Here is a 25,818-nt window from a genome sequence, read left to right on the forward strand (position 1 = left end):
CGGGCCGCGCGGGCGTGGGATCAGGATCAGCGGATGAAGAAGATTCTGGAGTCCCTCGGCGGGCTGATGGTGTTTCTGGGCGGGGTCGGGGTGCTCCGCGAGCTGACGGGCTGGTTCGACTTCATGGCTGCCACCCGGCTGCTCACGGAGCACGTGGGCTTCCTGGAGGAGCGCGCGCTCTTCACGAACATCGTGATCACGGTGGTGGGCTTCGCGCTGGTGATGATCGGCGAGAACCTCAGACAGCACCGGTGAGCCACCCCCGCACGACCACGGCCCGTGGGGGCCCGTGGGGCCCTGCCGGTCTAGTAGCTGCCGTACTCGGGACGGCCCGCGCGCTCGTATGTGTGGATCGCCACGCCGGTTCCGGTGGTGCGGCCCGCCGTGTGCCGGTAGGCGGTGGGCACCGCGCCGTCAGCGAACAGCCGCAGCCCCTTGCCGAGCACGACGGGGAAGACCAGCAGGTGGAAGGTATCGATCAGATCGTGCGCCATGAGGGACTGGGCGAGTCGGCCACTGCCGTGGATCTGCACCTCCCCGTCGGTACGCGCCTTGATCGCGGTCACCTCCTGGACGAGATCGCCGCCGATGATCGTGGTGCCCGCCCAGTCGGCGGTCTTCAGGGTGGTCGAGGCGACGTACTTCGGCAGTGAGTTGAGCCGTGAGGCGATCGGATCGGCGGGGTCGCCCTTCTCCGGCCAGTACCCGGCGAAGATGTCGTACGTCCGGCGACCGAGCAGAAAGGCGCCGGCGCGGTCGAACACCTCGGTGACGAACCGGCCGAAGTCCTCGTCCCCGTACGGAACGGACCAGCCGCCCTGGTCGAACCCGCCGCTGGGGTCCTCGTCCGGGCCTCCGGGGGCCTGCATCACGCCGTCCAGCGTGACGAAGCTGGTGATCGAGAGCTGAGCCATGAGAAGTGCCTACTTCCTGGGAGATGCCCGACGGGCAGGGTGCGGTGGTCATCAGTTCCGACCCGGCGCGCGGCCGGAACTCATCGGTGCGCGGCCGGGAGCACGCTTCCTGTCCGGAGCCGCACGTCCCGTCCGGGGCCTCGCGTCCCATCCGGCTACGGCTTCCCGTCCGGCTGGGGCTTCCCCGGCCCGACCCGGCCGTCCGGACCAGGCCACAGGCACGGGTCCCACTCCTGGCTACCGCTTCCTGCATACCACGCCGCCAGCCGCGTTTCCCGGCGACACCTCCCGGCCCCCGCCCCCCAGGCGGGCTGGGGACACACGGCTGGACTCGTTGTCCATTCACCGCCAGATCCGCCGAGCCCGCCCCGATCGAGACCCTCACACCCCCCACGCCCCCCGTGCCACCGTCGGCTTCCGGCCACCCCGCGACACCGGACAATCAATCGCCGTAGAAGCCGCGCTCCACACGCCCCGGCCCGCTAGCGTCATAAACCAGGCCAAGGAGAACGGGGGTTGGCCATGCGCTACGGCGATCACGAACCGCCGGACTGCCCCGGAGGGCACCCCGGCATGTCGACCGGAGCCGGCGCCGATGTCCAGCGCCGGCTCGAAGTGCTGATCCGGGACTTCGGCACCAGCAATCCACCCATGCCCGTCGTCGTGCTGCACGCCGACGACGACGCCGAAGCCGACGACCGCGCGGTCGTCGATCTCGTCCACGAACTGCACACCGGACAGGACGCACACGGCACCCGCTGCGCCGTCGCCCCGGAGCGGCAGGAGGCGACGACGGAGATACGGCGGGCCGCCGGACTCGTGCGCGATCTGGGCGACCCGAAACGGTGGGACGGACGGCGCTCGATCTACCGGCGCTACGCCTTCCCCCGGCTGCGGCTGGTCCGCGCCATCGAGGACGCCGTCAGCGAACTGGGCCCCGACTGGCCCCGGGCCACGCCCGCGGCGGGCACCCGGGACCCCGCCCAGCGACTCCTCGACCAGTTGGCGCAACAGCGCTGGCGCCCGAAGGGCACCGCCCGCTGGAACAGCGGACTGCCCCTCTTCGACATGGCCCACGTCCTCCCGGCGAGTCTGGTCGCCGGGCTCGCCGCGCTGCTCGCGCGCAGTCACTGGTCGGTGGCGCTGGCCGCCGGTGTCGGCTTCCTGCTGCTGCTGGTCCTCCTCGACAATGTGCTGCCCGGCCGGGCGCCGATCTTTCTCTGGCTGCGCCGGGAGAGCCGATGGTTCATGACCACGACCTTCCTGCGGGCGGCTTCGCGCGGCCGACCGACGGATGTCTCCCTGCTGCGCCCGGCGCGCTCCTGGAACGCCATCGCGGCGCGCGCTTACGACGTGGCGGAGACGCTGAAGACCGGCGACGACTTCCAGCTCCAGCTCTACGTACTGGCGCTGCTGGAGGATCTGCGCGACAACCACCGCCGCTGGAGCTGGGATCTGCGCGGCTTCAAACGGCCCCGGCCCCCCGTCCTCTTCCTCCCGTACGCGGGCGCGGAGAACGGCGGCATCGAACTGATCAAAGCGGTCAGCGATGTCCGCAGCCGGCGCAGCGAACTCGATCCGCTGCTCATCATCGCCGCGGTCCGGATCGCCGATATGGGCCGGTTGCAGCGCGGCAGCCGGATCCAGGCCCCCGGCGGGACGCCGTGGATCTGGTATCAGGAGTGGGCGCGGAATCTGCGGGCCGGGCAGTCGCCCAGCCGTGAGCTGGCCGAGCTGCCCTGGGTGCTGAAGGTGCCGCTGCCCGGCCGCAGGCTGGTGGAGCACGCGGACGGGCAGCCGCGCTGTGTGAAGGCCACCACCCGCCGGACCCCCGTCCGGGTGCTGTGGTCCCTGCACTCCCTGGTCCTGGTGCTGGCGCTGCTCGCCGTCGGCGTCGGAATGCGCGCCGACGACCTCAGCGACCGCTATTGCTCGGCCTCGGTGCTGACGGCCAACCGGGACACCCAACGCAGGGACGCATCGGAAGGGGGGACGGAGTGCATAGGGATCGCCACCGGCGATGTGCGGTTCGCCGATTGGCCCGGCGACGGAAAGCCGTCCGACCGGGGCCGGAAACCGGCCTGGACCGTACGCCAGTTGGAGGAGCGCGTCCATACGGAGAACGAGGAGGTGCTGGACAGCGGGGAGAAGTACGTCACCGTGATCTACGCCGGTCCGCTCAGCGCCACCCCCAGCGAAGGGCCGTCGCCGCTGAAGGGCATCGAGGAGTTGGCGGGCGTCTATCTGGCGCAGTCCGTCATCAACGACATCTCCTCGGTGCGGCTCCGCGTCATGCTGGCCAACGGCGGCGCGGACATGCTCCACCAGGTGGCGATGGCCGAGGCCGTCGCCGAGTACGCCGCCCACGACCGGACGGTGGTCGGCGTGGTCGGCATGGGGCGCGATCTCAGCTCCAGCGCCAGGACGACGGAGATCCTGCGGAGGGCGGGACTGCCCGTGGTCTCCGGGACGAACTCCGCCACCTATCTGCCGCGCCAGTTCGCCAACTGGTTCGGGCTGGCCTCGACCGACGAATGGCAGGTCGACCAGTTGGGGCTGATCGCCGCACAGCTCCGGAAGCCGGGCACCGTGCAGCACGCGCTGGTCCTCGCCCGCGACACCGGTGCGAAGGGCGACACCGGCGAGGCGGGCGACGCGGGCGAGACCCGCGACCTCTACACCACGGAGCAGGCGAAGTACGGGCAGCGGATGCTCGGACAGCGCGGCTTCCGCACCCTCCCCCAGCGGAAGTACAGGATCAGAGGGGGGAAGCCCGAATTCCGGCAGCACACGGAGGAGATGTGTCAGGGCGGCAGCGTGCCGTCAGTGATCTACTTCGCCGGGCGGGTCGAGCACATCCCCGCGCTGATGGCGCATCTCGGCACGGAACCGGGCTGCGCGCAGCGGCGGATCTCCATCATCACCGGCGACGATCTGTCCAAGGCCAACTTCGCCGACAACGGACACGGGGTGCCGCCGAAGGTCACGCTCTACCACTCCGCCCTGGCGGAGTTGGAGAAGGCGGCGGTGCTGACGAAGTTCTACCGGGACGCCGAAGAACATCTGCCGGGCATGGCAGGACGGCGGCTCTCCTTCGACACGCCGGCCATAGCGAGTGGCCAGTCGGCCCTGGCGCATGACGCGACCCAGGCGCTGTACTCGGCCGCCACCCGGGGCGGGGCCCAGACCCGGGCCGCGACCTGGGTGAACCTCAGGATGGTGAAGCTCGGGGGCATGGCCACGGGCACGATCGACTTCAAGGACGCCCCGATGTACGCCGACCGGACCGGTCACAGCATCGCCCTCAAGGAGGTCCGGCGCTCACCCGACGGGGCTTCGCGGTCGCGGGTGGTGTGCAGCAGGGTCGCGGGCGACGCCAAACCCCTGACGGTGGGTGAGTGCGCGATCCACCAGCCCGACTGATCCGCCAGCCGGTTGATCCACCAGTCGGTTGATCCGCCGTCCCGGTCGATCCGTCGTCCCGGCTCATGCGCTGATCAACCGGCCCGGCTGGTGTGACGGGCTGCCCCCCCGCCGACGGCGCGGCGGGGGGCCGGACCGGGCGACGAACCGGGTCAGCGGACCGTACGCCCCGACCGCACCCGTACCCTCGCCGTACGAGCAGGTCGTACGGGCCCCACGCCGTACGGTCGCTCGCCGATGGTCACCCGACGGCGGCTCGGGCGAAGTCACCGCACGCACCGCACGCGGGAGAGCGCGGGCCGCACGCGGGAGGGCGCGGGCCTCAGCCGCCCAAGCGCTCGTACCGCGCCCGCAGCCGGCTCTCCCCGTCCGCCGTCAGCCCGCCGAACAGCCGCAGCCGTGAGATCCCGCCGTCCGGATGGATATCGATCCGTGCCTCGCTCGCCACCACGCCCGCGGCCAGCGCGAACCGGTGATTGGTGTCCGGTTGCAGCCGGGTGCGGGGCAGGGTCTCCACCCACTCCCCGGCCGCCCCGTCCCGTACGGACAGCGTCGCCCAACCCGCACTGTTCCCCTTCAGACAGGCCGTGTCGATCTCCACCGCCCGGATCTCCGACCGTTCCACCAGCCGGTACCGGATCCAGTCGTGGCCCTGGTCCCGTCGGCGGCGGGTCTCCCAGCCCTCGTCCATCCGCTGGGAGCTGCCCGGCTGGATGGTGTTGGTCGCCGGGGAGTAGAAGCGGTCGGACGCGTCCACCACTTGCCCGCCGTTCGCCAGGGCGACGACGTCGAAGGTGCCCAGCGCGCCGAGCCAGCCGGGGTCGGGTACGACCTCTCCGTGCACCCGGAGCCGGGCGATGCCCCCGTCGGGATGCTGGTTCACCCGCAGATGGGTGAAGCGTCGTTCGGCGTCGACCGTGAAGCCGTTCGCCGCGTGGCCGCCGATCTCCGTGGGCGGGACGAGTGTCGTCCAGGCCATCCCGTCCGTGAGGAGTTCCTCCGGCGAGGGAGTGCCGGCCGCATGGGTGGCCTCGATCGACACCGCCCGGGGGTGGTTGCCGCGGAAGTGCGCGGTGTCGACGACGATTCCGTACACGATCCCGGGGGCACCGAGCCGGATCAGCGCCCAGTCGTGGTCGTCCCCGGCCGGATGCGGCCGTTCGTCCGACGCACCTCGGCGGCGGCGGGTCTCCCAGCCGTCCATGATCTTGCCCTTGTGGCCGAAGCGCTCCGGGTCGAACACGGCGCGCTCCCGCTTCAGCAGATTCTCGCGCTCAGCGAAGAACTCGTCGTTCGCGGCGATGACACCGGCGCCGAGGCGCCGGTCGGCGAGGTCGGTGTGGTGGGCGAAGGGAAAGTCGGCGGTGCGGTAGTCGGCGTACGGGTCGCCGCCGCCGTACGGGCGCGCGGGGCCGGTGAAGCCGGGCCGGGAGGGGTGCGGCATGTTCAGTCGTCCCTTTCGATCAGTCGGCCGCCGGGGACGCCGTCCACCGCGATCCGACGGCCGCGCAGCCAGGTCGAACGAACCGTGCCGTACAGCGTCCGGCCCGCGTACGCGGTGATCCGGTTGCGGTGGTGGAGCCGGGCCGGGTCGACGGTGAAGGTCTCATCGGGCGCCAGGACGGCGAAGTCCGCGTCGCGCCCGGCCTCGATCGCGCCCTTGCGGTGGAGGCCGGCCAGCCGGGCGGGGGCGGTGGCCATCCAGTGGGCGACCTCCGCCAGGGTCCGCCCGCGTGCACGCGCCTCGGTCCAGACCACCGGGAGGCCGAGTTGGAGGGAGGAGATGCCGCCCCACGCGGTGGCGAAGTCCGGGGTCTTCAGCTCGGTGGCGCAGGGCGAGTGGTCGGAGACGACGGAGTCGATCGTGCCGTCCGCCAGGCCCGCCCAGAGCGCGTCCCGGTTCACCGCCTCGCGTATCGGGGGACAGCACTTGAACTCGGTCCCCCCGCCGGGTATCTCCTCGGCGGTGAGGGTGAGGAAGTGCGGACAGGTCTCGACCGTGATCCGTACGCCGTCGGCCTTCGCCGCCGCGATCATCGGCAGCGCGTCGCCGGACGAGAGATGCAGCACGTGCACCCGGGCGTGCAGCCTTCGGGCCAGCGTGATCAGCCCCGCCACGGCGGCGTTCTCGGCGCCCCGGGGTCGGGAGGCGAGGAAGTCCGCGTAGTCGGGACCGGCCCGCTGGGGGAGCAGTTCGGCCGGGTCCTCCGCGTGCACGATCAGCAGTCCGCCGAAGCCGGCGATCTCCGCCATCGAGCGGGCGAGCTGCTCCCGGTCGAGTTCCGGGAACTCCTCGACACCCGACGGCGACAGGAAGCACTTGAAACCGAGGACTCCGGCGTCGTGCAGCGGTCGCAGCTCCCGGACGTTGTCCGGGACCGCCCCACCCCAGAAGCCGGTGTCGACCTGGACACCGGACCGCGCCGCCTCTTGTTTGGTGCGGAGGTGGGCGACGGTGGTGGTGGGGGGCAGGGAGTTGAGGGGCATATCGACGAGGGTGGTGACGCCACCGGCCGCCGCCGCGCGGGTGGCGGTGCGGAAGCCCTCCCACTCCGTGCGTCCGGGATCGTTCACATGGACATGGGTGTCGACCAAGCCGGGGAGTACGGCGTCGTCGCCGAAGTCCTCGATCCGGGCGCCCGGCGGGGGGTCGTGGTCGTACGGGAGGACCGCGGCGATCTCTCCCCCGGCGACGGCGACCGATGCGGGCCGCGCGCCCTGCGGAGTGATCACGCATGTCGAGCGCAGCACCAGATCCACTCGGTCGCCGACCACCCCTGCCCCTCCCCGGTCGCATGGATTCAACGAACTGTTGAAGGAGTCTTCCCCCGGCCGGCCGGGCTCGTCAAGGCTCCGCCCGGGTCCCCCGCCGCCCGCGGCCGGAGGAAGCCCTTCTGACCGGGGCTGACTCCGGGCCGACGCCCCCGTACCGAAGACAACCGCCCGGTAGGCTGCACACTCGCCCGCCTGCCCGAAAGGACCCGCCAGCGTGCCGACGTCCAGTGCCAGCACCTCCGAGGCCGCCAAGTCCGCGAACAGCGGTGGCGTCCAGTCCTTGGAGCGCGCCTTCGACCTGCTCGAAAGAATGGCCGACGCCGGGGGCGAGGTCGGCCTGAGTGAGCTGTCCGCCAGCAGCGGACTGCCGCTGCCCACCATCCACCGGCTGATGCGCACCCTGGTGGCCTGCGGCTACGTACGTCAGCAACCCAACCGCCGGTATGCGCTCGGCCCCCGGCTGATCCGTCTGGGCGAATCCGCCGCCCGGCTGCTCGGGACCTGGGCGCGCCCCTATCTCGCCCGGCTGGTCGAGGAGACCGGCGAGACGGCGAACATGGCGCTGCTCGACGGCGACGAGATCGTCTATGTGGCCCAGGTGCCGTCCAAGCACTCGATGCGGATGTTCACCGAGGTCGGCCGGCGGGTGCTGCCGCACTCCACCGGGGTGGGCAAGGCACTGCTGGCGAACACACCCGCCGACGAGGTACGGGCTCTGCTGGCGCGGACCGGGATGCCCGCCGCCACCGAGAAGACGATCACCACGCCCGACGGTTTCCTGGCGGCGCTGGAGCAGGTGCGGCTCAGCGGCTACGCGGTGGACGACAACGAGCAGGAGATCGGGGTGCGCTGTCTGGCGGTCCCGGTCCCCAATTCACCGACGGCCGCGGCGATTTCGATCTCGGGTCCGGCCGGGCGGGTGACCGAGGTGGCGACGGAGCGGATCGTCCCGATCCTCCAGGAGGTCGCCCAGCAGCTCTCGACGGCTCTCGCCACGACGGGCGGACACGGCTGACGGGCGGCGGCGCGGCTCCCCGACCCGGGACAGCGGGCCGGGCACCCCGAGCCGGTCGGCTCGGGGTGCCCGGCTCCCGGACGTCGTCAGGAGGTCGCGCCCGCCGCCTCCTCGATCAGATCCGTCACTTCCTTCGGGTGGGACGCCAGCGAAGCGTGGCTCGCGGCGAGTTCGATGGTGTTGCGGGGTGACATCCGCTTCGCCATCCGCCGCTCGTTGTCCGGGTGGATCATGCGGTCGTCGCTCGACACCTGGTACCAGACGGGCTTGTTCCGCCAGGCCGGAGCGGTCACGTTGTCCCCGAACGTCGAGGCGAGCGGGGCCTTCTGGGTGACGGCCATCACCAGCGCTTCGTCGTCGTCCAGGTCCTGACCGAAGCTCCACTGGAATTTGTCCTGCTTGATCCAGAGGAACCCGTCGGAGTCGGGGGCCAGGTTCTCGAACGCGGCGGGCGCCAGCTCCTGGCTGATCTGCCCCGGACTCTCCCCCGCGTCCGGCGCGAAGGCCGCGATGTAGACGAGCCCGGTGACGTTCGGCAGATCGCCCATCTCGGTGATGACCGCACCACCGTAGGAGTGACCGACCAGGACGACCGGCCCGTCGATCTGCTTGACCATCTTCCGGGTGCGTTCGGCGTCCTCGGCCAGCGAGGTCAGGGGGTTCTCCACCGCGTGGAGAGAATCGTAGCCACGGCTCCGGAGTTCGAGGATGACCTTCCCCCAGTGGGCGGCGCCGCCCCAGAATCCGTGAACCAGAACGATTGCGGGCTTGCTGGCCATGGTGACTTCCTCTGAGCGCTCGAAGGTGATTTCGACACTTTCCTCCTCACGCTAAGACGGCTCCGGCGGCCGTGCCACCGCAGCGGGTGCGGGCGCCGTCCCTGGCGGGCGGAGCGCCCCGACAGCCGCGATGAGCCGCAACCGCCTGGACCGCCCCCGCCCCCGCCCCCGCCCCCCAGAGCGCCTCATCTCGGCTGTCGGGGCACCTCGCCGAAGAGATCCACCGCATTGCGCACCTGCATCAGGGCGGGAGCCAGTGCGCTCACCGACCCGATCGCGCCCGCGATGAGCAGTAGCGAGCGCCTCATGCGCGGCACCTCGGGCCGCCCGGCCGCCACCATCCCCGCCAGCACCGAGAGTTCGTCCTCGGCGATGCCCTGATCGGGCAGGTGCCCCGGATGCCCGGCCAGTTCTCGGCGTAACCGGGATACCGCCACCCCGAGCGCCGTCGTCCTCGGGTCCTTCCCGCTCCCTGTCACCGGCGTCTGCCCCACGCTGCGCAACAAAGCACTCCCCCTCACACTCACCCCGGGCCGAATTCAACGACCGTCAGTCGACGCTCAACCACCCTGAGTTGCGGGCAAGTTAACGCCACTGGGTGCCATACGCGCCACTCAGATGACCGAATTCAGGACAATGGCTGTACGACGTCCATCACATGGCGCCAAACGGTCACATTGCGGCCGGGACAGGAAGCCGTATGACGCATTCAACGACAGAACCGATCGTGGCCGGACTCCTCCTGGCCGCCGGGGGTGGGCGCCGGCTGGGCGGCAGGCCCAAGGCACTGCTGAGCCATCACGGGCGGCCCCTGATCGAGCACGCCCTGCGCGCCCTCCACGAGGGCGGCTGCGGCCCGGTGCACATCGTCCTGGGCGCCGCCGCCGATCGGGTCCGGACGGAGGCCGATCTCCCCGGAGCCGTACTGGTGGACAACCCCCACTGGGCGGACGGGATGGGCTCATCGCTGCGCGCGGGGCTGGAGTCGCTGGCCGGGACGGCGGCCGACGCGGCGCTCGTCTGCCTGGTCGACCAGCCGGGGATCGGCGCCCCCGCGGTGGCGCGCATCCGCTCCACCCTCCTCTCCCGATATGACAGGGAGAGCCGGTACGAGCGCCACGGATGGGCCGGGCGGGAAGGCCGGCACGACCGGGAGGGCGACCCCGGCCCGACCGACGGGGTCCCGGCTGCACTGATCGCGGCCTCGTACGACGGGGAGCGCGGGCACCCCGTCCTCCTCGGTGCCGACCACTGGCGGGCCGTGGCGGCGAGCGCGGTGGGCGATCGGGGCGCCCGCGCCTATCTGGCCGGGCACGCATCGGCGCTCACACTCGTCGAGTGCGGAGACATCGCCGAGGGGTACGACATCGACACCCCGGAGGATCTCGTACACCTGGACCGACACCCTCCCCACTGATCGGTGTCTCGACGTCAACACACCTTGTACTTCCACGATGAGGAAACTACTATCCATCGACCAGAAGCATGATCGGAAGCCTCTGAGACCCAGGCACCGCCGCTGAAGGAAGTGACAGCTGATGTCCGCACCAGCGCCGTCCCCGCTGGCCATCGTCGAAGCCGCGCCCCTGCCCCGGCAGGACGAGGTCCTCACCGAGGCGGCCCTCGTCTTCCTCGCCGAACTGCACCGGCGCTTCACACCACGCCGGGACGAGCTGCTCAGCCGCCGCGCCGAGCGACGGGCCGAGATCGCCCGTACCGCCACCCTCGACTTCCCGCCGGAGACCGCCGCGATACGGGCGGACGACTCCTGGCGGGTGGCGCCGGCTCCCCCGGCCCTCGACGACCGTCGAGTGGAGATCACCGGTCCGACCGATCGCAAGATGACGGTCAACGCCCTCAACTCGGGCGCCCGGATCTGGCTGGCCGACTTCGAAGACGCGTCGGCCCCCACCTGGGAGAACGTCATTCTGGGGCAGCTCAATCTGATCGACGCCTACACGCGCCGTATCGACTTCACCGACGAGCGCACCGGGAAGTCCTACGCCCTCGGGCCCGCCGAGGAACTGGCGACGGTCGTGGCCCGCCCGCGCGGCTGGCATCTGACGGAGCGCCATCTCCGTGCCGCCGACGGCAGCGCCGTCCCCGGCGCCCTCGTCGACTTCGGCCTCTACTTCTTCCACAACGCACGCCGGCTGCTCGACCTCGGCAAGGGCCCCTACTTCTACCTCCCGAAGACGGAGTCATATCTGGAGGCCCGCCTCTGGAACGACGTCTTCGTCTTCGCCCAGGAGTATCTGGGCATCCCGCACGGCACCGTCCGCGCCACCGTCCTGATCGAGACGATCACCGCCGCGTACGAGATGGACGAGATCCTCTACGAACTCCGCGACCACGCGTCCGGGCTCAACGCCGGCCGCTGGGACTACCTCTTCTCCATCATCAAGAACTTCCGGGACGCCGGGGCGAAGTTCGTGCTCCCGGACCGCAACGCGGTGACGATGACCGCGCCCTTCATGCGCGCGTACACCGAACTCCTGGTCCGCACCTGCCATCGACGCGGCGCCCACGCCATCGGCGGCATGGCGGCCTTCATCCCCTCCCGGCGTGACCCCGCGGTCAACGAGACCGCCTTCGCGAAGGTCAAGGCGGACAAGGACCGCGAGGCCGGCGACGGTTTCGACGGCTCCTGGGTGGCTCACCCCGATCTGGTGCCCATCGCGATGGCGTCCTTCGACGCGGTCCTCGGCACCCGCCCGCACCAGAAGCACCGGCTGCGGGAAGACGTCACGGTCACGGCCGGCGAACTGATCGCCGTCGACTCACTGGACGCCAGGCCGACATACGACGGGATCCACAACGCCGTACAGGTGGGCATCCGCTACATCGAGGCGTGGCTGCGCGGGCACGGCGCGGTCGCGATCTTCCATCTGATGGAGGACGCGGCCACGGCCGAGATATCCCGCTCCCAGATCTGGCAGTGGATCAACGCGGGGGTGGTCTTCGAGAACGGCGAACGCGCCACTCCGGAACTGGTCCGTTCCCTGGCCACCGACGAACTCGCGGCGATCCGCGCGGAGGTCGGCGACGAGGCGTTCGCGGCCGGTAGTTGGGGGGAGGCGCACGACCTGCTGTTGAAGGTGGCGCTGGACGAGACGTACGAGGACTTCCTGACGCTCCCCGCGTACGAACGACTGACCGGCTGATTCCGGCCGCCGCGCCCCCCGGAACCGTACGGTTCCGGGGGGCGCGGCTATGGTGCGCCGGGCTCAGTCGACCAGCACGACGGTGCGCTGGGCCGAGAAGTCGCCCCACTTGCCGTCCGGGAGCTTGGACCGGATCTTCAGGCTGTAGCGGGTGCCCGCGGGATCGGTGACCTCCATCGCGTAGGTCATCCTCTTCTTCGCCGGCATATTGCTCCAGACGAGGGTGGTGGCGAACTTCCCGTTGACGTACAACTCATGGGTCTCGATCGCACCGTCCGCCTTCGGGGGTGTCCAGCTCAGATCGACAAAGCCCTTACGAGCCTTGGCCGTCAGATCGGTGGGGGCCGTGCTGGCGCCCTCGCCGGCGGCGGCCGGGGTGGTCAGATCGACGGCGGTGCTGTCCGGTGAGGAGTTCTCGGAGGCGTCCCGGGCGCGCACGGTGAAGGTGTAGACGGTGCCGGGGCGCAGTCCGGTGACCCGGGCGGCCGTCTCGGTGCCGGAGACGCTGTGGATACGGGAGTCCTCCTGGTAGATGTCGTAGGAGGTCACGCCGACGTTGTCGGTGGACTTCTGCCAACTGAGGCTGACGGCCTTGCCGCCCTCGACCTTGCCCCGCAGACCGGCCGGGCGGGTGGGCGCCTTCTTGTCGTCAGGGGTCGGCACGGGGGTGGTGACGGTTATCGCGGGGCTGGGCTTGGAGAGATTGCCCTCGGCGTCCCGGGCCCGGACGGTGAAGCTGTACGCGGTCTTGGGGGTGAGCTGCTCGACGTCGATCATGCTCTTGGTGCCGGGCACGGACTTGACCTTGGTGCCCTTCTGGTACACCTCGTAGCCGGTGACCGCCTCATTGTCGGACGCCTGTTTCCACATGACATGTACGGAAGTGGCGCTGCTGGTCTGCACGGTCACTCCGGTGGGAGTGGTGGGGGCCTCGGAGTCCTTGTCCTCTCCGCCGCAGGCGGTGAGGAGGAGTGCGGCCGCGCAGACCAACGCGAGGGATGTGGGGGGACGTTGCACGGTCTAACCTCCGCGAACGGATGGATTGGTCCAGACCTGTATTGCATGTGTGCACGTCGACTTCAAGCCCCCAGAGGTCGAGGGAGCGGAAGACCACCCGTATCCAGTGGTGTTGGGGGGATATCGGAACGGCTATGACCGGGCGATGAGCCGGTGCGCGACGACGGTGACGCCCGCGGCGGCGAGTCCCGTCATCACCGCCTCCGGCCAGGGCTTCCCCGCCGCGCGGGCCAGCCCCCCGAAGACCAGGCCCAGGACGACGGCGAAGAGGAAGACGATCGCCGCGTGCTGACTGATCAGCGGGCCGTCGTCACTCGAACTCTCCGACTGGATCTCCGACTGACCCCCCGATGGATTGCTCATTCTTCTCATTCTCCTCCATTTCCCTATACTTACAGACCGGTGGTGCGCTTGTCGCGGAGGGTCTGGAGCCGATTCCCGGTCTCGTCCACGACCCAGAAGGACCAGCCGTTCCGGTGCGGCGCCACCCCCGGCCGCAGCGCTTGGAGGACGGCCGTCGCGGCACCGCTCGGCGACTTGTAGTGCCCCTGGGCGGGCCCGGAAGAGATCGTCAGGCTCTCCGCCCCCGGGTCATACATCCCCGCGATCCGCTGGCCCGCATAGCGCACATGAACCGGGACCAGCCCGGGGGCCACCTCGGGCCGCGCCTCCGGCGCTCCCGTGCCGCCCTCGCCCTGGAAGTGCCTGAGCAGCCGGAGGATCACCTCCTCCCCATCCACCCCCCACGCCTTCGCCAGCAGCGCCACCTGCGAGCCGGCCTCCTTGCCGAGCCTGATGTCCATCTTCCCCAGCCACCTCTCCTCATCCATTCGAGAGCAGCCGACGATAGCACACCTATTCATACAGTTGCAAGCATTTCTGTAATTTCTGCACGCTGCTCTGTCCGTGGCTCCGTGGGCGTGTTCAGGTCAGTGCCGCGCCCGCCGCCAGGAAGCCGCAGATCAGCACCGCCAGAATCGCCAGCAACGGCCATACGAACCGCAGGTATTTGTCGTAGCCGACCTTCGCCAGTGCCACGCCGCCGATGGTGACCGCCGTGGTGGGGACCCAGAGGTTCATCCAGCCGCTCGCCGACTGCCAGGCCGTCACCACCACGGCGCGGGAGACCCCGGCGAAGTCCGCCAACGGGGCCAGGATGGGCATCGCCAGGGTGGCATGGCCCGAGCTGGAGGGGATCAGAAACGCCAGGGGGAGGTTCACCAGGAAGACGCTGATGGCGAAGAAGCCCGACGACGTGCCCTGCACCACACCCTCGACGGCATGCAGAACCGTGTCCGTCACCTGCGAGTTGTTCATGATCACGGTGACGCCCCGGGCCAGCACGATCACCAGCGCCGGGGAGATGAAGTCCGCGGCCCCCTGGATGATCGTGGCGCTCAGCCGCTGTTCGCCGAAGCGGGCCACCACCCCGACCAGGACCGCCGCGACCAGGAACAGTGCCGCCAGCTCGGGGAAGGACCAGCCGAGTTCGAACCCGTAGGGAATGGCGTCCGCGTCGCCCGTCAGCGCGCTCGACCAGGGCACGACCGAGAAGATCATGAAGGTGAAGACGAGCGTCACCAGGATCAGGACGGTCCGGTGCAGACCGGTCAGCTCCGGGGGGTCGGTGGTCTCCGCCGTGGTGTGGTCGCGGTCCCCGGGGAGGAAGCCCGAGATCGAGCGGGCCGGGTTCTTCCGGACCCGGCCCGCGTAGTGGACGACATAGGCGATGGTCACGGTCGTCAGCACCACCCACATCACCGCCCGCAGCGCGATGCCGTCGCCGAGCGAGATATCGGCCGCGGAGGAGGCGACGCCCGTCGCGAACGGATTGACGGTGGAGCAGAGCACGCCGATACCCGCACCGAGGATGATCGTGCCCGTCGCCACCATCCGGTCGTAGCCGAGGGCGAGCATGAGCGGCACGATCAGACCGTAGAAGCCCAGCGTCTCCTCGGCGAAGCCCTCCACCGTGCCGAGGAGGGCGAAGACCAGCATCACGCCCGCGATCAGCAGTGCGCCCCGGTCACGCAGCCGGTGGGCGAGGCGGGCGATCCCCCGGTCCAGGGCGCCCGTGGCGAAGACGACCGTGATGAAGGCACCGATCGCGAGGACGAAGAGGAAGACACCCGCACTGCCGTACAGCTCACCGGCCAGTTCGGGGCCGACGGTGCCGGTCTTGACGTCCTGGATGCCGTAGAGGCCGTTCACGGGGGCGAGGAAGAGATCGTTGAGCCGGTCGACGAAGCTCTGTCCGCTGTCGACGCGGTGGTACGTGCCCTGTAGGGGCGCGCCGTTGGCGTTGCGCTCGTACTCCCCCGGGGGAATGAGGAAGGCCAGCGCCCACACCGCGACGGTGACGAGCGCCAGGATCGTCAGCGCGCTGGGGAAGGTGAAGCCCTTCTTCGCCGGGGGCCCCTCGGGGGCCCGCTCCGGTGCGGCCGTCGTCATACGGCTCCCCAGGCGGGCGTGGCCCGGAAGGCAGCATCGGCTCCGGCCGGGAGATCGGCTTGGACCGGGAGGTCGGCCCGGGCCGTGGGCGAGCTCCCGGCGGCGGGCTCGCGCGGCAGGACGATCGGGGGGATCCGGGCGAGCCGCTCCAGGTCCGCGCGGAGACCGCCCGTCGCACCGTCGATCCTCGATGCCAAATCCATCGTCGAACCCCTGTCCGCCGTGCGCTGTGCGTGGCTGGAAACAATGGATCACAGGGGGGCGGTGACCGCATGTCGGTCGGCGGAGGCGGGGGCGGGGGACGGCGGGCGGGGGCGGCGGGCACCGTCCCTGCCGGCTGGCCGGCAGGGGGCCCCGGCCCCACCCGAGGGCCGCGCTGGTTCAACCCCGGAGCGGCCCGGATCGAAGCGGCGGCCCGGGACCGAGGGAAGGGCCCGGGATCAGCCCTGCCACCACTCCCGCCGCCGATCCCCCGGATTCAAGGGGGCGGACCGGCTCCAGCCCTGGTTCAACCGCGCAGGATCTCCCGCGCCATCCCCCGCAGCCGCTCGTCCGCCGCGACCGTCTCCCGATCCACACCCGGGATCGCCAGCCGCAGATCACGCTCCGCCAGCGCCGTCAGCCGGGAACGCGTCTCCGGGGTCAGGGCCTCCGAACCCAGCGCGGCCAGTGATGCGAGCGCCGCCTCGGGGTCCGCACTCCGTTCGGCCGAGGTGAGCAGCAGGTCCACCGCCAGGGAGCGGTCGATCGCGCATTCCATGGAGTGCAGGGCCGGGATCGCCGTCGGAACCTGGTCCGGGTCGTCGAGCAGCGCCCGGAGCCCGGGGGCCAGCGGGCTCGCCACGGGGCCGAGCCGGGCCGCCGCGCGGGCCACGTTCCGCAGGGGCCAACTGGTCCACATGCCGTCCGCGGCTTCCGCCAGGACTCCGCGGAGCACCCGTACCGGCTCCTCCGCGTCACCCGTGAGCCGCCAGAGCGCCACCGCTATCTGGATGTCCGTGTTCATCTCGGGGACGGTACGACGCCCGCCCGGCGCGGTCAGGGCGGCCCGCAACCGGGGCACGAGCACCACCCCGGCGGGGCCGAGCTCCCCGGCGGTCCGGGGCACCCCCGCGGACACGTCCCCGAGCAGCGCCTCCGCCACCGCGTCGACCAGCGGACCGGTTTCGCCGGTCAGTCCGTGGAGCGCCTCAGCCGCCGCGTAGCGACACTCGGCGGCTGCCGTGTACGCGTCGGCGTCCGTGTCCGACGGCGGTTCGGACGGGTCGGGCGCCACCGCGGGGCCCGCCGCCCGGCGCAGCAGCGCCGCCGTCGCCTCCCGGCTCTCGTCCGGACAGACGGCCGTGAGCGCGGCCGGGACGAGCGTCGGGAAACGGTCCAGCGCGGCGGTCAGTTCGGGCAGGGCCGCCGCGGCCAGGCCGCCCCAGCCCGTCAGCAGCCCGGTGAGCTGCGACGGCTCGGGGCCGGTGAGTTCGTCGGCGCCGGTGCCGGAGAGCCGGATGCGAATGGCGTTCAGCAGCTCCGGCGCGTAGGGGATCGGTCGGGCGGGCCGGGCGCCCGGCCCGCCCACCGCCGCGGCGAGCGCCCGGGTCCGGTGGCCCAGGTCTCGTGCGAGCAGTGGGGCGGCCTGCTCCGGCGCCACCCTGACCAGCACTTCGAGCGCCCGATCGGCCAGCTCGCCGCCGTCGGTCGCGAGGCGGGCGATGGCGGGCGCGGCCGGGGCGGCATGTGTGCCCAGCAGGTCGAGGATCGGCAGCAGCGAAGCGGTGTGCGGGAACGACGGCTCGGCCAGCAGCGCGAGCAGCGCCGACGCCAGCCGCGCCGGGGCGCTCCGCGAGAGCACGCACGCGTGCTCGGCGGCCCACAGCGCCTCTTCCCGCGCCTCGGGGTCCCGCAGCCGCAGTCCGGCCTCGATCAACTCGTACGCGAAGGCGCGGTCGGCGTCCGTGTCGCGGCGGAGCAGCGCGTCCACGACATAGCGCAGCGGCTCGGTCCGCTCCTGGTCGAAACGGTCCGCCAGATAGGGGTCGGCGGGCAGGAGGGACAGCAGGGTGTCCCGGTGCGCGGGCGACCAGGGCAGGCCGATGTCCACTCCGGCCAGCAGGGCTTCCACGCGTAGTTCGGCGGGCTCGCCGGGGGAGATCGAGGCCAGCACGGTCGGGGCGCTGCCCGCCGCGTCGAGGTGGGCCAGCGCGGCGAGCAACTCGGCCCGCACGCTCGGCTCCCCCTCCCGCGCCCACCGCCGGCGCAGGAAGGGCAGCGCGGCGGCGGCGCCGGAGCGCCCCGCCGCCCACGCGGCGGCCTGGCGCACCGCGCCATCGGCGGAGTCCATCATCGGGAGTATCAGGGGTAGTTCGGCGACGACCGCGGCCCGGCAGGCTCCTGGCTCCGCTATCCCGTACTCGTCCTCGCTCTGGGCCATGCCGCCGAGCAGGAGCAGCAGCTCCACCGTCCGGACCCCGGCCGTCGCCGCGCGCGCGAGGAAGGGCACGGCGGCCACGGTCGCCGAATACACCGTGCCCTGGTGGAGGATGCTGCCCCACAGCTCGTCGAACGCCTCGGCCGCCGCGGGCTCGTCGCCCGCCAGCGCGCGCAGTATGCCCGGCAGGTCTCCCGCCTCACCGTAGGCGTGCTCCAGGTCGGCCCAGCGCACGCTGTCCAGATCGGCGAAAGCCTGTTCAAGATCCATGCTTCCGAGCATGGCACGGGGGTCTGACATCCCGCCTGGGACATCGGGCGGACGGTGAACGGCTTTGGCTTGTCGTTTAACATCCGGCGACGGCAGCCGCGTTCGCTCCTCGGCCTGTTCGGCGGCGTTGATGTGCGAGCTCAACGGCGGGACGTTCAGGGGTGGGTGTTCGCCGAGCGCCGCTGTGCCAAGTGCCAGGCGCGGATCCTCGCGCACAACGAAGCATCACTGGCCCTGCACCGTCGGCTCGGCTTCATCGAGGACGGCCGCCTCCGCGATCATGTGTTCTTCGCCGGCCGGTAGCACGATCTCGTCATGACGAGCATGATCGCTGATGAGTTCGCACCGCTTCACTCGATGGCCGGGCAGCCGGATCGCGGAGCGCGCGCGTCCCGAACGTGATCCGCTTCTTGCCGTTCACTGGCGGGACCAGGTGACGGGCAGCTCCACCGGCCGGGTGAACAGGTAGGTGTCCGGCTCCCAGGCGATGTCCTCGTGTTTGGCCGCCAGTGCCAGCTCCGGCAGGTGTTCGAAGAGGGTCGAGAGCGCCGTCTCCAGATACATGCGGGCGATATTGACGCCCAGGCAGAAATGGGGGCCGGTGCCGAAGGTGAGGGCCGGGTCTTCCTGTGCGCTGCGGTCGAGGCGGAATCGCTCCGGCTGCTTGAAGTGCTCCGGGTCCCAGGTCGCCGCGACCCAGGGGGTGACGACGGCGTCACCGGCCCGGATGAGCACCCCGTGCAGTTCGGTGTCGGTCAGCGCGACCCGGGGCATGGAGGTCATGCCGTTGTGGTGCAGGCGCAGGAGTTCGGCGACCGCCGTGGGCCACAGACTGGGGTCGCGCAGTATTCGGGCGAGTTGGTCGCCGTGCCGCAGCAGGGTGTAGACGCCGGTGGTGACCGGGCCGGTGACCGGCTCGGCGGAGGTGACGAACAGGTACATCACCGTCGCGTGCAACTGCTCCCGGGTGATGGTCCCGCGGTGGTGGGCCTGGATCAGCGCCTCGACCGGGTCGCGCGGTTCGCGTGCGTCGTCGTGGTCGGCCGTCTTGGCGTCGATGACCTCGTCGGCGAAGTCGAGCATCCACCGGGTGGAAGTATCGATCTTGGCGGCCGGTGTCGTGTAGTCGACCTGCGAGCGCAATCGGGGCACGATCTTGCGGCGTTGGCGGGGTGCCACGCGCATGAGGTCGCAGGCCAGTGTCGCGGCGAGCGGGTGCGCGTATGAGCGGTGCAGGTCAGCGGGGTTGGGGCCGTCGTGCACCGTCGTCACCAGATCGGCGGCGGCCAGCGCGACCGCGGGTTTGAGCGCGGTCGCCGCGGCCGGATTGAAGAACGGCTGGACCACGCGCCGCACGACAGTGTGCGTGGGGGGATCGAGGTTGAAGATGCCGCCGGGCACGCTGTTGAAGTCCTCGCCGGCGATGCGCTGCCCACCGGGGCAGGTGAGGTTGCGGGAGAAGCTGCGGCTCGATCCGATCGCGGTGATGTCGGTACGTCGGGTCACGAGCCACGCCTGGTGGCCGGAGGGGAACGCCACCCGGGCCACCGGCCGCTCGCGCCGCAAGAGGTCGAACATCTCCGGGGGCAGGCCGTGCCCCCGGGTGGGGAAGGAGTCGGGCCAGCTCAGTTCATCGGGAATCGTCGTCATCACGGTTGTTCCTCTCGTCTGTGAGCACGGACAGGACGTGGCCGGCCCCGACCGTGAGGCCGGGTACCCGGCCGGCGGCCACCACGTCGTAGACGGGCACCCGGCGGTGGTACACGAACAGTGCGCGGGGTCGTGCGAGCACTCCGGTCGAATCCAGCAGCAGCGGGGACTCGGCGAAGATGTAGCGCGTGTTGTCGTCGATCTGGGCCGGTGTGGGCTCGGAGTCGATGGAGGCGGCCAGGGCCGTACGCGTCATAGCGCGCACCGCCTCACGCATCGGGGCCTGTGTGCGGTATGCGGTCTCGATGCGTGCCCGGACCTCCTGGTAGCGCGGATGGGCGGCGAAGCGGGTCAGCACATGGACGCGAGAGTCCGTATCGGGCACCCCGCAGTCGGCCAGGGTGCGCCGTGCCACGTTGCGCATGTTGTGGATGACGCGCTTGGACCGCTGGACCGCGGGCCGTGGCGCCTTACCCGCGGAGATGTGCCGCAACGCCGACTCGGGTGCTCCCGGAAGGACCACGTGCACATCGCGGAAGGACACCGCGGCGCTGCGGCACAACGCGGTCACGGTCTCCGTGGAGTAGAAGGAGTTGAACGGTGACAGGCCCAGCACCACGGTGCCGTACCGCTCGGACAGGCGGGGACTGTGGAGGTCGAGCCCCTCCACCCGGAACCCGCTGGGCGCTACGGGGTCCCGTGCCGTGGCGCTGTCGCGCGGGGCGTTCCTGTCGGTGCCGGGTGCGTGGGCTGTGGTGACTCGATTCATGGGAGTGACCTCATTTCTCTGCTGGTCGGTCCGACGGGGTCGGGAAGTGCGGAGGGCCGGGAAGTGCGGAGGGCCGGGAAGTACGGAGGGCCGGCTCATTCGGAGCGGGGGCCTCACTCCTCCGGGCCGGGGCGGGGCGGATCGGGCCCGGCCCGGGCGGGGCGGGGCGGCAAACTCCACCGGAAGTGCTCAGTCGCCGAGTTCCGCCCGGGGGCCGGCCTGCGCATCGACGATCAGCGCGTGCGGGCAGCTCAGGTAGTTCGCCCAGAACTCGTCCCCGTACCTGGCGCGGCCCTGCTCGGAGACGGTCGGCCGGATCCACGAGACGCGGTCGAAGCCGGCCGACTCCAGAGCCCGCTCATGCGCCGCCGCGGACCAACGGAAGAAGTCCAGGTCCAGCACGTCAGGTCCGACCCAGGCCCGCATGTGCCCCGGGGTGCCCTCCGCCGGTGCCTGCCGTGCACTCAGGAGCATCCCGTAGCCGCGGTACCACTCCGGATCCGTGCAGAACTCGGGGTTGAGGACCGCGGCCACGAACCGCCCGCCGGTCGGGCGCAACGCCCGCCGCGCCGTGGCACAGAACCCCTCCAACGCCTCTCGGCTGGGGGCGTAGGGCAGCACGTACACGGCCGTGACCAGGTCGAACGCACCGGCGATGCCCGGCAGATCACCCGCGGCCGGGTCGGCAAGGTCCGCGGCCAGATACTCCACGCCCAGCCCCTCGCGCGCCTCGCGCCGGCGTGCGTGGTCCACCATCGCGGCCGACTCGTCCATCCCCGCCACCCGGGCCGCCCCCGCACGGCGCAGCAGACGGGCGTACAGCCCGCTGCCGCACCCCAGGTCGAGGACATCACGCCCCTCGATGTCACCGACCGCGTTCAGGAAGCTGTGCGCCTCGACGTGCTCCCGGAAGGGCATCGCCTCCATGCTCCGCTCGTACGCCGCCACCGTCGTGTCGAACTGGGAATCCATCGCCGTCTCCTCACTGTTGTGTGGCACGCCTCTGTGTCACGTCCATGTGTCACGTCCATGTGTCACGCCCATGTGTCGCGTCCGGCCCCGGGACCCGTGCTCCCGCCCGTGAAGGTCTCGGGGGAGCGGGTGACGCCGGCCCGGTGTGCGCAGGCACGCCGGGTGTCGGACAGGTGCCATCGGGCACGTGGGGGCGTGAGATGTCGTCCGCGGGCCATGGGAACGCTCGCTCCCGAGGCCGGTTCGCCGCCACCCCTGGCGGGGGGGGCGTGACGGACCTCCTCCGTCGACGCCCTCCGCCCGGCCGGTGCTTCCGGCCCGGGGACCGTTCTTCGTGACAGGCGCCTTGCCGCGATACGGCGCGGCAAGCCCACGGGCGGCACCCGAAGCGTGAACGCGTTGAACGCTTGTGCGATCGTGAAAGCAGCCGGACCCGGAAACCCCATCAGTCAGGGGGAGGCCGCCCCTCCCCCGGGCCGGGGGAGGGCGCCGTCATGGGTGCCGGCTAAGGCGTCATCCGACGATGAGGAACAGGCTCACGACGTACGGGAGTCGGCCCGCGCCAAGCGCTGTGCCTCGGTTCGGGTCTCGCGGGCGATGGCGTCCTCGTCCACCGTGGTCAGTCGGTTGTCCTCGACGATCGGCCGGCCGTTGACCAGGGAGAGCGTCACGGGAGCCGCGGCGCCGAGCACCAGCGCGGCCACCGGGTCGGCGATGGAGGCGTGGGCGAGGGTGTCGAGTCTCCAAAGCACCAGATCGGCGAGCTTCCCGGCCTCCAGCGAACCGATCCCATCGGCCCGCCCGAGGACCTGGGCGCCGCCGTAGGTGCCGAGACGCAGTGCCTGCCGTGCGGTGAGAGCGGCCTCGCGACGCGGTCCCAGCCGGTTGACGAGCAGGGCGTTCCGCAGTTCGGTGTGGAGTTCACCGGCCTCGTTGGAGGCGGTCCCGTCGACCCCGAGGCCGACCGGAACGCCCGCCGCCAGCAGATCGGGGACCCGGGCGATACCGGCCCCGAGCCGGGCGTTGGAGGAGGGGCAGTGGGCGACACCCGTGCCCGTACGGGCGAAGGCGGCGATGTCGGCGTCGTCCATGTGGATACAGTGCGCCATCCACACGTCCGGCCCGAGCCAGCCGGTGGACTCCAGGTAGTCGGTCGGCCCCAGGCCGAACAGCTCTCGGCAGAACTGTTCCTCCTCGACGGTCTCCGAACCGTGCGTGTGGAGCCGCACCCCTTTGCGGCGCGCCAGTTCTGCTCCCTGCCGGAGCAGTTGGGTGGAGACGGAGAACGGGGAGCAGGGCGCGACGGCGATCTGTGTCATCGCGTCGAACGACGGGTCGTGGTGCGTGTCGATGGTCTCCTCGGTGGCGGCGAGCGCGCCGTCGAGGGTCTCGACGGCGAAGTCCGGTGGCAGTCCGCCGTCCGATCGCCCCCGGTCCATGGAGCCGCGCGCGAGGGTGAACCGCACGCCCATATCGCCAGCGGCGCCGATGATCGCGCCGCTCAGATCGCCGGATCCGCGCGGATAGACGTAGTGGTGGTCCATCGCGGTGGTGACTCCGCCGCGCGCCATCATGGCGAGGGAGCCCCGGGCCGCGGCGCGCACCATCTGTTCGTCCAGCCGGGCCCAGGTCGGATAGAGCGCCACCAGCCAGTCGAAGAGGTGGTGATCGGTGGCGAGCCCCCGAGTGATCCACTGGTAGAAGTGGTGATGGGTGTTGACCAGTCCGGGGGTGGCGAGATGGCCGGTGCCGTCGATCCGGCGGACCACATCCGCCAGTCCGGCCGGCGCGCGGCCGGGGCCGACCGATTCGATGAGGTGGTCCGCGACGACCACATGGCCGGTGGGGTACTCGGTGTCGTGCGCGTCCACGGTCGCAATGGCGCAGTTCTCGATGACGATGCGCGAAGCCGCCATGGCGAGGACCTCGTTTCAGGGGTACCGGAGTTCGCTGGATTTCAGGGAAGGTGCACCGAACGTCAGAGAAGGGTCAGATCGGCCGGAATTCGTTGATCCGCGCCGTCCCGCAGAACGGTGGCTTCGATCAGTCCGTAGGGCCGGTCGGCGGCGAGGTAGACCTCGTTGTCATTGGTGAGTCCGAACGGCGTGAGATCCACCAGGAAATGATGGTTGTTCGGCAGCGCGAACCGGATCTCCGCTATCTCATCGACGCGTTCGACGACCCGTGCGCCCATGCGGTACAGGGTCTGCTGGAGGGAGAGCGAATAGGTGTCGGCAAATGCCTCGATAAGTGCCGTCCTGGCCTGTTCCCAGACGCTGTCCCACGCGGGCGCGGGCATATCGTCCGCACTCCAGGTGTACCGCCAGCGGGCGCTGACGTCGGTGGCGAGGATACGGTCGTACGCCTCCTGGAGGGTGGTGTACCGGTCCTTCGCATAGCCCCAGAACTCGGAGTCGGTGGAGTTCAGGACCGTGAGGTCCTTGAGACCGGAGATGATCTGCCAGCGCTCTCCGTCGTAGTCGATCTCACTGACCCTGGTCTCCCGCCCCTTGCGGACGAAGGAGTGCTCGCCACCGGTGCCTCCGGAGGTCGCTATCCGATCCCAGGCGTACTCCTCGATACGGATCCGGGCCCGGTGAATCGACTCCTGGGAGGTGACGAAGTGCCGGGCCAGCCGAATGCCGAACTGCTCGGCGGATTCGATTCCGTACTCCTTGGCGAACGCGTACACCGTGTTCTTGGTGGTGTCGGTCGGCAGGACGTTCGTATTGGCACCGGAATGATGGACCTCGGCCATGTCCCCGGAGAGGGCGATGGAGACGTTCAGGTCCTTGATGTGGTGGGTGGCGCCGTCGCGGGTGATCCGGACGACACGGTTCTCCGCTTTCCCGTACTGGTTCTGACCGAGGATCACGGTGGGGGCTGGGCGGCTTTCGGCTGTCATGGGCTCTGCTAACTCCCTCGGTATACGGAGTATCCGAATGGGCTGAGCAGCAGCGGTACGTGGTAGTGCTCACCCGGTACGACGGCGAATGTGATCGACACCTCGGGGAAGAACGCGTCCGGGTCGGGTGCCGTCCCGGCGACCGGACGGTCCCCGGGGTGCAGGTCCGGTGCGAGGTACGCCCCGGTCCCGAAGTCGAGCCGGGCCCGGGTGGTGCCGTCGGGCAGCGCCGGCAGCTCCGCGCACCGCCCGTCCGGGTCGGTCGTGGCGTCGCCCAGCGGCACCCAGGGGGCGTCGGTCCCGGCCCGGGCCGACAGGGAGACGGTGACTCCTCCGGCCGGGCGGCCGATGGCGGTGTCCAGGACGTGCGTGGACACCGAGGTGGTCGGTTCCGTGCTCATGCGCTCACTCCTGTCGGGGTGGTCGGGGCCTCTCCTCGGTGGCCTCGGTGACCCTGGTGGCCCCTGTGAACTCGGTGGCCTGGTTGGTCCGGATGACCTCGGTGACCCCGGTGACGACGGTGGTCTCGGTGGTCTCGGTGGTCTCGGTGGCGAGGAGGCGGGTCAGCCGGATGCGGTTGATCCGGCCCAGCTCGGTACGGACGATCGCGCGCTCCCGTCGAGGCGGGTTCGCGAGCCGGGCCCGTACCGCGTCACGCATCTGCGCACCACTGAGGCCGGTGGCACAGATCAGAAAGACATGACCGAATCTGGCCTGGTAGGCGAGGTTCAGCTCCAGCATCTCGGCCTTGAGCGCGCTGTCAGCCGCGGCCATACCGCGCTGTTCACGGGCGGCTGTCGGGTCCCCGGGCCTCGGCCGGCCGATGGGCGGGTGACCCGCCACCGCCTCGGCCAGATCCTCTTCGGTAAGCCGTGCCACGGCGGCGTCGCTGGTGGCAAGGAGAGCTTCGGCGGTGGGATAGGGGCGCCGAGCGAGGAGTTCACGCCCCCAGGCCGCACTGGCACACACCTCGTGGAGCGCGGCGACGGCGGCACTGTCGGCGGAGCCGTTGAACCGGTCGAGGCCGGTGCCGGGTTCCGTACGGGAAGTGGTGGAGCCGGTGGCGGTGGCGACGCGGGAGGTGCCGGGGACGTCGTACGGGGTACCGGCCGGGTCGGATGGCTTGTCTGAGAGGCTCTCCGGGCTCGAAGTCACGGCGGCCTCCGTGGTGTCGCTCGCGGCGTGTCGAACGCTGTGTGTCGAACGGACCGCGCCGCGAAAGGCTGCGGGTCCGGACGGGCTGCGGGTCGGGACGGGTACGCCTAGCCAACCCGCTGACCAACCCGGCGTCAACA

The 25,818-nt window shown here is 70.9% G+C and carries 23 protein-coding genes and 1 pseudogene; 6 read left to right on the forward strand and 18 right to left on the reverse strand.

Features of this window, described 5'->3' with window-relative positions; translation table 11 throughout:
- The first annotated feature begins 33 nt into the window (after nucleotides 1-33).
- Nucleotides 34-255, forward strand: coding sequence for a hypothetical protein (locus tag ACH4S7_RS16280; RefSeq protein WP_398521814.1), 222 nt, complete (start codon nucleotides 34-36; stop codon nucleotides 253-255).
- A 50-nt stretch (nucleotides 256-305) separates the two neighbouring features.
- Here ACH4S7_RS16280 and ACH4S7_RS16285 read toward each other — a convergent pair whose 3' ends face one another.
- Nucleotides 306-914, reverse strand: coding sequence for a dihydrofolate reductase family protein (locus ACH4S7_RS16285; RefSeq protein WP_398521815.1), 609 nt, complete (start codon nucleotides 912-914; stop codon nucleotides 306-308).
- Between the two features lie 522 nt (nucleotides 915-1,436).
- On the opposite strand from ACH4S7_RS16285, the gene ACH4S7_RS16290 reads away from it, so the two are divergent.
- Nucleotides 1,437-4,337, forward strand: coding sequence for an ABC transporter substrate-binding protein (locus ACH4S7_RS16290; protein ID WP_398521897.1), 2,901 nt, complete (start codon nucleotides 1,437-1,439; stop codon nucleotides 4,335-4,337).
- 322 nt (nucleotides 4,338-4,659) lie between these two features.
- Here ACH4S7_RS16290 and alc read toward each other — a convergent pair whose 3' ends face one another.
- Nucleotides 4,660-5,781, reverse strand: coding sequence for an allantoicase (alc, locus tag ACH4S7_RS16295; protein ID WP_398521816.1), 1,122 nt, complete (start codon nucleotides 5,779-5,781; stop codon nucleotides 4,660-4,662).
- A gap of 2 nt (nucleotides 5,782-5,783) precedes the next feature.
- Nucleotides 5,784-7,112 (reverse strand): allantoinase AllB, encoded by a 1,329-nt coding sequence (gene allB / locus ACH4S7_RS16300; RefSeq protein ID WP_398521817.1) that lies wholly within the window; start codon nucleotides 7,110-7,112, stop codon nucleotides 5,784-5,786.
- A 214-nt stretch (nucleotides 7,113-7,326) separates the two neighbouring features.
- On the opposite strand from allB, the gene ACH4S7_RS16305 reads away from it, so the two are divergent.
- A complete protein-coding gene (locus ACH4S7_RS16305; protein WP_398521818.1) occupies nucleotides 7,327-8,127 on the forward strand; it encodes an IclR family transcriptional regulator in 801 nt (266 codons plus the stop codon).
- Between the two features lie 86 nt (nucleotides 8,128-8,213).
- Here the strand turns inward: ACH4S7_RS16305 and ACH4S7_RS16310 are convergent, their stop codons facing one another.
- Complete coding sequence (locus ACH4S7_RS16310) at nucleotides 8,214-8,906, reverse strand: alpha/beta hydrolase (RefSeq protein ID WP_398521819.1); 693 nt, start codon at nucleotides 8,904-8,906, stop codon at nucleotides 8,214-8,216.
- 185 nt (nucleotides 8,907-9,091) lie between these two features.
- Nucleotides 9,092-9,412 (reverse strand): DUF5955 family protein, encoded by a 321-nt coding sequence (locus tag ACH4S7_RS16315; RefSeq protein ID WP_398521820.1) that lies wholly within the window; start codon nucleotides 9,410-9,412, stop codon nucleotides 9,092-9,094.
- A 194-nt stretch (nucleotides 9,413-9,606) separates the two neighbouring features.
- On the opposite strand from ACH4S7_RS16315, the gene ACH4S7_RS16320 reads away from it, so the two are divergent.
- Both ACH4S7_RS16320 and aceB read left to right on the forward strand, forming a co-directional pair.
- Entirely contained in the window at nucleotides 9,607-10,323 is a 717-nt protein-coding gene (locus tag ACH4S7_RS16320; RefSeq protein ID WP_398521821.1) for an NTP transferase domain-containing protein, read from the forward strand.
- Between the two features lie 121 nt (nucleotides 10,324-10,444).
- Nucleotides 10,445-12,070, forward strand: a complete 1,626-nt coding sequence (gene aceB / locus ACH4S7_RS16325) for a malate synthase A (protein ID WP_398521822.1) — start codon at nucleotides 10,445-10,447, stop codon at nucleotides 12,068-12,070.
- A gap of 63 nt (nucleotides 12,071-12,133) precedes the next feature.
- Here aceB and ACH4S7_RS16330 read toward each other — a convergent pair whose 3' ends face one another.
- The 6 genes from ACH4S7_RS16330 to ACH4S7_RS16355 all read right to left on the reverse strand — a co-directional run bounded on the left by ACH4S7_RS16330 (nucleotide 12,134) and on the right by ACH4S7_RS16355 (nucleotide 18,227).
- Nucleotides 12,134-13,087, reverse strand: coding sequence for a fibronectin type III domain-containing protein (locus ACH4S7_RS16330; RefSeq protein WP_398521823.1), 954 nt, complete (start codon nucleotides 13,085-13,087; stop codon nucleotides 12,134-12,136).
- A gap of 132 nt (nucleotides 13,088-13,219) precedes the next feature.
- Nucleotides 13,220-13,450 (reverse strand): hypothetical protein, encoded by a 231-nt coding sequence (locus ACH4S7_RS16335; RefSeq protein WP_398521824.1) that lies wholly within the window; start codon nucleotides 13,448-13,450, stop codon nucleotides 13,220-13,222.
- 29 nt (nucleotides 13,451-13,479) lie between these two features.
- Complete coding sequence (locus tag ACH4S7_RS16340; RefSeq protein ID WP_398521825.1) at nucleotides 13,480-13,890, reverse strand: hypothetical protein; 411 nt, start codon at nucleotides 13,888-13,890, stop codon at nucleotides 13,480-13,482.
- A gap of 121 nt (nucleotides 13,891-14,011) precedes the next feature.
- Nucleotides 14,012-15,538, reverse strand: a complete 1,527-nt coding sequence (locus ACH4S7_RS16345; RefSeq protein ID WP_398521826.1) for a YfcC family protein — start codon at nucleotides 15,536-15,538, stop codon at nucleotides 14,012-14,014.
- Entirely contained in the window at nucleotides 15,535-15,741 is a 207-nt protein-coding gene (locus tag ACH4S7_RS16350; RefSeq protein WP_398521827.1) for a hypothetical protein, read from the reverse strand. Before ACH4S7_RS16350 ends, ACH4S7_RS16345 begins: the two co-directional genes overlap by 4 nt.
- Nucleotides 15,742-16,046: 305 nt before the next feature.
- Entirely contained in the window at nucleotides 16,047-18,227 is a 2,181-nt protein-coding gene (locus tag ACH4S7_RS16355) for a HEAT repeat domain-containing protein (protein WP_398521828.1), read from the reverse strand.
- 69 nt (nucleotides 18,228-18,296) lie between these two features.
- On the opposite strand from ACH4S7_RS16355, the gene ACH4S7_RS16360 reads away from it, so the two are divergent.
- Nucleotides 18,297-18,530 (forward strand): GNAT family N-acetyltransferase, encoded by a 234-nt coding sequence (locus ACH4S7_RS16360; protein WP_398521829.1) that lies wholly within the window; start codon nucleotides 18,297-18,299, stop codon nucleotides 18,528-18,530.
- 114 nt (nucleotides 18,531-18,644) lie between these two features.
- On the opposite strand, the gene ACH4S7_RS16365 is transcribed toward ACH4S7_RS16360, so the two are convergent.
- From ACH4S7_RS16365 to uraD, 7 genes and pseudogenes are all read right to left on the reverse strand, one after another.
- Nucleotides 18,645-19,877, reverse strand: coding sequence for a cytochrome P450 (locus ACH4S7_RS16365; RefSeq protein ID WP_398521830.1), 1,233 nt, complete (start codon nucleotides 19,875-19,877; stop codon nucleotides 18,645-18,647).
- The gene (locus ACH4S7_RS16370) at nucleotides 19,858-20,646 is read right to left on the reverse strand and encodes a tRNA-dependent cyclodipeptide synthase (protein WP_398521831.1); all 789 of its coding nucleotides are present in this window, start codon (nucleotides 20,644-20,646) and stop codon (nucleotides 19,858-19,860) included. Before ACH4S7_RS16370 ends, ACH4S7_RS16365 begins: the two co-directional genes overlap by 20 nt.
- A 189-nt stretch (nucleotides 20,647-20,835) precedes the next feature.
- Entirely contained in the window at nucleotides 20,836-21,618 is a 783-nt protein-coding gene (locus tag ACH4S7_RS16375) for a class I SAM-dependent methyltransferase (RefSeq protein WP_398521832.1), read from the reverse strand.
- Between the two features lie 536 nt (nucleotides 21,619-22,154).
- The gene (locus ACH4S7_RS16380) at nucleotides 22,155-23,534 is read right to left on the reverse strand and encodes an 8-oxoguanine deaminase (protein ID WP_398521833.1); all 1,380 of its coding nucleotides are present in this window, start codon (nucleotides 23,532-23,534) and stop codon (nucleotides 22,155-22,157) included.
- Between the two features lie 62 nt (nucleotides 23,535-23,596).
- A complete protein-coding gene (pucL, locus tag ACH4S7_RS16385; protein WP_398521834.1) occupies nucleotides 23,597-24,523 on the reverse strand; it encodes a factor-independent urate hydroxylase in 927 nt (308 codons plus the stop codon).
- An 8-nt stretch (nucleotides 24,524-24,531) separates the two neighbouring features.
- A complete protein-coding gene (gene uraH, locus ACH4S7_RS16390) occupies nucleotides 24,532-24,924 on the reverse strand; it encodes a hydroxyisourate hydrolase (RefSeq protein WP_398521835.1) in 393 nt (130 codons plus the stop codon).
- A gap of 142 nt (nucleotides 24,925-25,066) precedes the next feature.
- A pseudogene (gene uraD, locus ACH4S7_RS16395) lies at nucleotides 25,067-25,678 on the reverse strand (2-oxo-4-hydroxy-4-carboxy-5-ureidoimidazoline decarboxylase); the annotation flags it as partial.
- Between the last annotated feature and the right edge of the window lie 140 nt (nucleotides 25,679-25,818).

Source organism: Streptomyces sp. NPDC020965 (assembly GCF_044333555.1).
In the GTDB taxonomy this organism is placed as follows: domain Bacteria; phylum Actinomycetota; class Actinomycetes; order Streptomycetales; family Streptomycetaceae; genus Streptomyces.

Excerpts from the sequence above, each read along its gene's own strand:
- ACH4S7_RS16280 (WP_398521814.1), top strand. The coding sequence starts at position 34 with ATGAAGAAGATTCTGGAGTCCCTCGGCGGGCTGATGGTGTTTCTGGGC.
- ACH4S7_RS16285 (WP_398521815.1), bottom strand. The coding sequence starts at position 914 with ATGGCTCAGCTCTCGATCACCAGCTTCGTCACGCTGGACGGCGTGATG.
- ACH4S7_RS16290 (WP_398521897.1), top strand. The coding sequence starts at position 1,437 with ATGCGCTACGGCGATCACGAACCGCCGGACTGCCCCGGAGGGCACCCC.
- alc (WP_398521816.1), bottom strand. The coding sequence starts at position 5,781 with ATGCCGCACCCCTCCCGGCCCGGCTTCACCGGCCCCGCGCGCCCGTAC.
- ACH4S7_RS16310 (WP_398521819.1), bottom strand. The coding sequence starts at position 8,906 with ATGGCCAGCAAGCCCGCAATCGTTCTGGTTCACGGATTCTGGGGCGGC.
- ACH4S7_RS16320 (WP_398521821.1), top strand. The coding sequence starts at position 9,607 with ATGACGCATTCAACGACAGAACCGATCGTGGCCGGACTCCTCCTGGCC.
- aceB (WP_398521822.1), top strand. The coding sequence starts at position 10,445 with ATGTCCGCACCAGCGCCGTCCCCGCTGGCCATCGTCGAAGCCGCGCCC.
- ACH4S7_RS16335 (WP_398521824.1), bottom strand. The coding sequence starts at position 13,450 with ATGAGCAATCCATCGGGGGGTCAGTCGGAGATCCAGTCGGAGAGTTCG.
- ACH4S7_RS16340 (WP_398521825.1), bottom strand. The coding sequence starts at position 13,890 with ATGGACATCAGGCTCGGCAAGGAGGCCGGCTCGCAGGTGGCGCTGCTG.
- ACH4S7_RS16345 (WP_398521826.1), bottom strand. The coding sequence starts at position 15,538 with ATGACGACGGCCGCACCGGAGCGGGCCCCCGAGGGGCCCCCGGCGAAG.
- ACH4S7_RS16350 (WP_398521827.1), bottom strand. The coding sequence starts at position 15,741 with ATGGATTTGGCATCGAGGATCGACGGTGCGACGGGCGGTCTCCGCGCG.
- ACH4S7_RS16355 (WP_398521828.1), bottom strand. The coding sequence starts at position 18,227 with ATGGATCTTGAACAGGCTTTCGCCGATCTGGACAGCGTGCGCTGGGCC.
- ACH4S7_RS16365 (WP_398521830.1), bottom strand. The coding sequence starts at position 19,877 with ATGACGACGATTCCCGATGAACTGAGCTGGCCCGACTCCTTCCCCACC.
- ACH4S7_RS16370 (WP_398521831.1), bottom strand. The coding sequence starts at position 20,646 with ATGAATCGAGTCACCACAGCCCACGCACCCGGCACCGACAGGAACGCC.
- ACH4S7_RS16375 (WP_398521832.1), bottom strand. The coding sequence starts at position 21,618 with ATGGATTCCCAGTTCGACACGACGGTGGCGGCGTACGAGCGGAGCATG.
- ACH4S7_RS16380 (WP_398521833.1), bottom strand. The coding sequence starts at position 23,534 with ATGGCGGCTTCGCGCATCGTCATCGAGAACTGCGCCATTGCGACCGTG.
- pucL (WP_398521834.1), bottom strand. The coding sequence starts at position 24,523 with ATGACAGCCGAAAGCCGCCCAGCCCCCACCGTGATCCTCGGTCAGAAC.
- uraH (WP_398521835.1), bottom strand. The coding sequence starts at position 24,924 with ATGAGCACGGAACCGACCACCTCGGTGTCCACGCACGTCCTGGACACC.